Below are 4764 nucleotides of genomic sequence, written 5' to 3'. Positions count from 1 at the left end.
GTCAACGCCTTCCAGGCTATGGATGGCAGGGGGACACTGACGCTCAGCTGTATTGAGCAGGATGATTTTGTACAGGTGAAAGTTGCTGATACAGGTTGTGGTATTCCTGAACAGCATATGAACCAGCTATTCACTCCATTCTTTACCACAAAGGCTCCAGGAAAGGGTACAGGGCTGGGCCTTGCCAACTGTTACAGCATTGTGGACAAGATGCGCGGGAGAATCCGTGTTCGCAGTGAAGTGGGAAAAGGGTCGGAGTTCACTGCTATATTCCCTCTCAACGAAGAGAGCAAGGAAGTCATCAAATTCTCCTTGGTGGAGGACCACCATGGGATGAATGATGTCTTTTTCATCCAACGGAAGGTACTGGTGGGAGAGAAGGGCTATATCGAGGAGTCAATCCACCGGAAGGAGGATGAGAAGGCAATACATATTCTTGCTTCCAAGGGATTGCAACCTGTTGGAACGGTCTCCCTGATGACCAGTGAACACTTCTGGCCGCTCCCTATATCCAAGTACTTCGACATTGAACCAGTCCTGAAGACCAAGAAGTGTGCTGAAATCATTCGCCTTGCAGTGCTTCCTGAGATGCGGAACACCTCTGCCTCCATCGGTTTGATCATCCTGGTTTTCCTGCTGGCTCGAGCAGTCGGTGTTGAGGAGCTGATCATCGACGTGTTTGCTGACGATACCAAGACCAAGAAGCTGTACAAGAAGTTTGGGTTTGTGGAAGTTGGATCCTATAATTCCCCCTCTGAGGTGACGGTACTGGTCTTGCAGAGCAAGTCCACCTTGGAGAAGGATAGGTCCCAGCTCAGGCACTTCGTCCGTCCCCTCTTCCAACGTCTGAGGACGATGTTCGACCTCGGACCATATACCCAGGCGGTACATCAGGAGATGGATAGGATTCTCAGTGCCGACTCCGAGGAAGAGACAGAAGAGCAGATTGGCTGATCAGGTGCTGGAACGCTGAACCAGGCTGACGGGGAGTACGATGCGGCTTTGCCTTTCTGTACGCTCCCAGCCGACAATGGTCTGGATTGCCTGTGCGCAGAGCTCTTCGATAGGCTGATGGATGGTAGAGAGTGCCGGGCTTAGGAGCCGGGCAAGATCAACATCATCAAATCCGATGACCTTTACTTCCGTTGGGATACACAGTCCACGCTTGTGGCAAATCTGGATGACTTGGGCGGCAATGACGTCACTTGATGCAAAGACCCCATCGATGGCGGGATCGTCAGTGAAGAGGGTGTTGATCAGGTCGGTATAATCAAGCTGGTTGAACTGTCGTTTGCTGGCCTGTACCACATGAAAGGAAACTGAAGCCTCCTCACACCTCTGGGTGAACCCCTGTACACGCTCCTCGCTTGATCGCCCTCCATTTATCATGACCAGATGCTTGCACCCCTGGGAGAGCAAATGCTCTGCAGCGAGGCGACCACCCATACCGTTGTCGCACAGAACAGCTGGTACTGAAGGGCTGATGGAGCGCTCCAGGGTAACCACCGGAAGATTGACGAGAGAGCGGATGGAATTCCTGCTTTGGGTACAGAGAATGATTCCGGCAACCTTGTTTGCCTTGAGCATGTCGATGTACTCGGCTTCCTTTTGTGCATTGCGTTGTGCATTGCAGACAAGGAGCTTCAAGCCTAGGATGGAGGCATGGTATTCCAAGGCATTGATCACTTCGCTGTAGTAAGGATGCAAGAGGGAGGGGACGATAACCCCCAGCAGGGTTGTCTGCTTCTGGGCAAGGGAACGAGCTACCTCACTGGGATGGTAGTCCAGTTCCTGCATTGCCTGACGCACTTTTTCCTTTGTTTTCTCACTCAAATAGCCCCGGTTGTTCATGACCCTGGAAACGGTGGTGACAGTAACGCCTGCTTTAAGGGCAACATCCTTGATTGTAGGCATATTACAGCCTCATCAGGGTATGATCCCCTTCCTCAATCGTGAAGGAGTAGGATGCGAAGTCAGCGTTCAGGGTTATGGCTCTTCCCCTGTGTTCCCAGGTGATGACCAAGTGCTCTTCATCAGTGGGCTCCACCATCTGGAAGATGCCATCAAAGGCGGGGTGGGAGGAGCGAAGTTCCATCAGCAGACGTAGAGCAACCACCACCGGTCGCTTGACCACCTCATCAACCTCTTCCTTGGTGTAATAATGCCGGTTGATGTTTCTCCCTTCCTTTGTCTTTTCAAGCAGTTCCAGGTCATTGCTTCCTGCGAGCATTCCCACATAGTAAATCTGAGGAATGCCTGGGCTGAAGAACTGGACTGCCCTGGCAAGCAGGTACGCACGATCATTTTCTCCCAGGGCGGAGTAATAGGTGCAGTTGATCTGGTAGATATCCAGGTTGTTGTACGTTTCGCTGTTGTAGATTCTCTTGACATTTGCCCCATGATCGTAGAGATGTTCCTTGGTTGCCTCAATCTCCTCATCAGGCAGAAGGCCGTAGACATCCACCACGCCGATTCCATCATGGGTATCAAGTGTGGTGTATTGGTTTCTGGGACAGATGGCAAACCAGTTTTTCAGGTACTGGGTCTGGTGGAAGTAGAGAGCATGGAGCATCAGCATAGGCAATGCGAAGTCATAGACAGGATAGCTATGGCTGGCAAGCTTAAGCTGGATGGAGTAGTGTTCATGGATTTCAGGCAGCACGTCAGAGCCATATTTCTCGACTACACTGCGGCATTTGGCCAGTAGATGCCAGGTCTCCGGCTCAACGAAGAAACAGTCGGTGTCCTTCTTCTTGACTGCATAGGCAAACGCATCCAGGCGAACAATCTTTGCTCCATGCTGGGCAAGCCTGGCAAGATTCGCTTCCATGAAGGATTCTCCCAGATCAGTCTGTACGTTCAAGTCAATTTGTTCTGCACTGAAGGTACACCAGAGTTTCCTTTTCTCACCACCAGAGAAGGTAACTGTTTCATAGGGGTCCTTTGGCTTTCGCTTGTAAATCTTCTGGATTTGCTCCTGAGTGGGTTCTCCCCCCCAAAAGGTCTCATAGTCGATGAAGTAGTCCTTGCTTGGAGAGTCAGGACCCTCGGCGAGGTACTTCTTCAGCAATGGGCTCTTGGCGGAGATATGGTTGATCATATAGTCGAAGACCAGGTCATAGGTTTCTGCAAGATGGTCGATATCTTTCCAGGAGCCAAAGGCTGGGTCTACCTCTTCATAGGTGTATGGTGCGAAGCCCCGGTCCCCTGAGGAGGGAAAGAACGGGAGGATGTGCAATGAGGTCAATGCCTTGCTGAAATGTTTGGAAAGGATTGTATCCAAGTCGGAAAGATTAGATCCCATTGAGTCGGGATAGGTGATAAGCATGACTCCATTTTTCATAGCTTCCTCCATCTGGTTTGAGATTTCACTATGCTATACCGTAAGGTATATGTCAAGCGTTTGACATATTTTCAGTATGCTATTTTTCAGGGAGTGTAAAGCGTACGATTTTCCAGGAATAGTGATGGATAGGACTCAATAAACTATGGTTTTTAGCGAACTATCTGTATTTCCCAAAACATATTCTTTGACCGATAACAAAGAAATGCAAAAAAGTTCTTGACAGATTCCTCATATAGGGTAAGATTGTTGCATGCAATAAAGAAAAGTTGCATGCAACAATTATGCTGTGCTACAAGCTGTGGCACACTCCTAAGGAGGAGACAATGAAGAAACTGTTGATTTTAGCTGTCATTCTCATGCTTGCTTTCCCTGTACTTGCTAACGGAACGCAGGAAGAGGCTATTGAAACGTATCCCTCGCGGAGTGTAAGGGTTATCATCCCTTGGTCCGTTGGTGGAATGACTGACGTTCTGACCCGTCCTGTGGCCAGCCACCTTGAGAAACAGTTTGGGGTACCCTTTGTTGTTGAGAACAAACCTGGTGGTGGCGGTGTTGTAGGATCACTGGAAATTGAAAAATCCCCCAATGATGGCTATGTCATTGGAACCACTTCCATGTCCACTGTCTCTGCAAAGTATGTCTCTCCGGTATATCCAGACATCCACAATGTTGAGTTGATCAGTCAGGTCATCACCATCCCTGCAACAGTTACCGTCAATGCTGACAGCCCATTCATGACCCTGCAGGACTTGTTGGACTATGCAAAGGCCAACCCTGGAAAGCTTAAGAATTCCAATTCTGGTTCTGGTGCAAGTGCTCACATCTATGCTTCTTACTTTGAAGCCATGGCTGGCATCAAAGTGAATCATATCCCGTATCCTGCTTATGCAGAAGCGGTAACAGCACTTCTGGGTGGACACGTTGATATGACCAACATTCCTCTTCCAGACCTTTCTGCACACGTTGACTCTGGTGCGTTGAGACTGCTTGCAATTGCATCTGCTGAGCGTCACCCTTCCTATCCTGATGTACCTACCCTCAAGGAACTTGGCATTGATGTAGTAATGGGTAACTACAGTGGTTTTGTTGCTCCCAAGGGTACCGATCCTGAGAAGGTGAGAATTCTTGACGAAGCCATCGGCAAGGCCATGCAGGACGAGACCATCCGTAAGTTCTTGATCGATGCGGGTTATCAGCCTGTCTATCTTGACCGCAATGACTTTGCAACTGTTATTGCAGATGCTGAGAAGCAGCTTGAGTTCTTGGTCAATGAGCTCGGGATTGAGTTTGTTGATGACTGATCTGTCTTGAAGACGGAGTAAAGAGATATATCGTCCTCAAGCATCGATTGGGGACGATATTTAATGCTAATCTACAGATATTTGGAGAAGTAGATGACTAAAAAAAACATGGATATC

The 4764-nt window shown here is 49.1% G+C and carries 4 protein-coding genes; 2 read left to right on the top strand and 2 right to left on the bottom strand.

The features are described from left to right. On the top strand, positions 1 to 954 hold a 954-nt coding region (locus AB7S66_RS08755; RefSeq protein ID WP_428519130.1), incomplete at its 5' end, for a GNAT family N-acetyltransferase. On the opposite strand, the gene AB7S66_RS08750 is transcribed toward AB7S66_RS08755, so the two are convergent. Together AB7S66_RS08750 and gtfA are read right to left on the bottom strand one after the other, a co-directional pair. Continuing rightward, positions 955 to 1914: a LacI family DNA-binding transcriptional regulator gene (locus tag AB7S66_RS08750; protein WP_428519128.1), complete on the bottom strand. Its 960-nt coding sequence runs from the start codon at positions 1912 to 1914 to the stop codon at positions 955 to 957. A gap of 1 nt (position 1915) precedes the next feature. Further along, positions 1916 to 3343, bottom strand: a complete 1428-nt coding sequence (gene gtfA / locus AB7S66_RS08745) for a sucrose phosphorylase (protein WP_428519126.1) — start codon at positions 3341 to 3343, stop codon at positions 1916 to 1918. 326 nt (positions 3344 to 3669) lie between these two features. Here gtfA and AB7S66_RS08740 point away from each other — a divergent pair, with 326 nt between their 5' ends. Continuing rightward, entirely contained in the window at positions 3670 to 4647 is a 978-nt protein-coding gene (locus AB7S66_RS08740) for a tripartite tricarboxylate transporter substrate binding protein (RefSeq protein ID WP_428519124.1), read from the top strand. Positions 4648 to 4764 lie beyond the last annotated feature (117 nt).

Origin of the sequence: Sphaerochaeta sp. (genome assembly GCF_050178175.1) — a bacterium.
Lineage (GTDB): Bacteria > Spirochaetota > Spirochaetia > Sphaerochaetales > Sphaerochaetaceae > Sphaerochaeta.
Note: the sequence above shows the minus strand (reverse complement) of the source record. Positions and strands in the feature narration are given on the sequence as shown.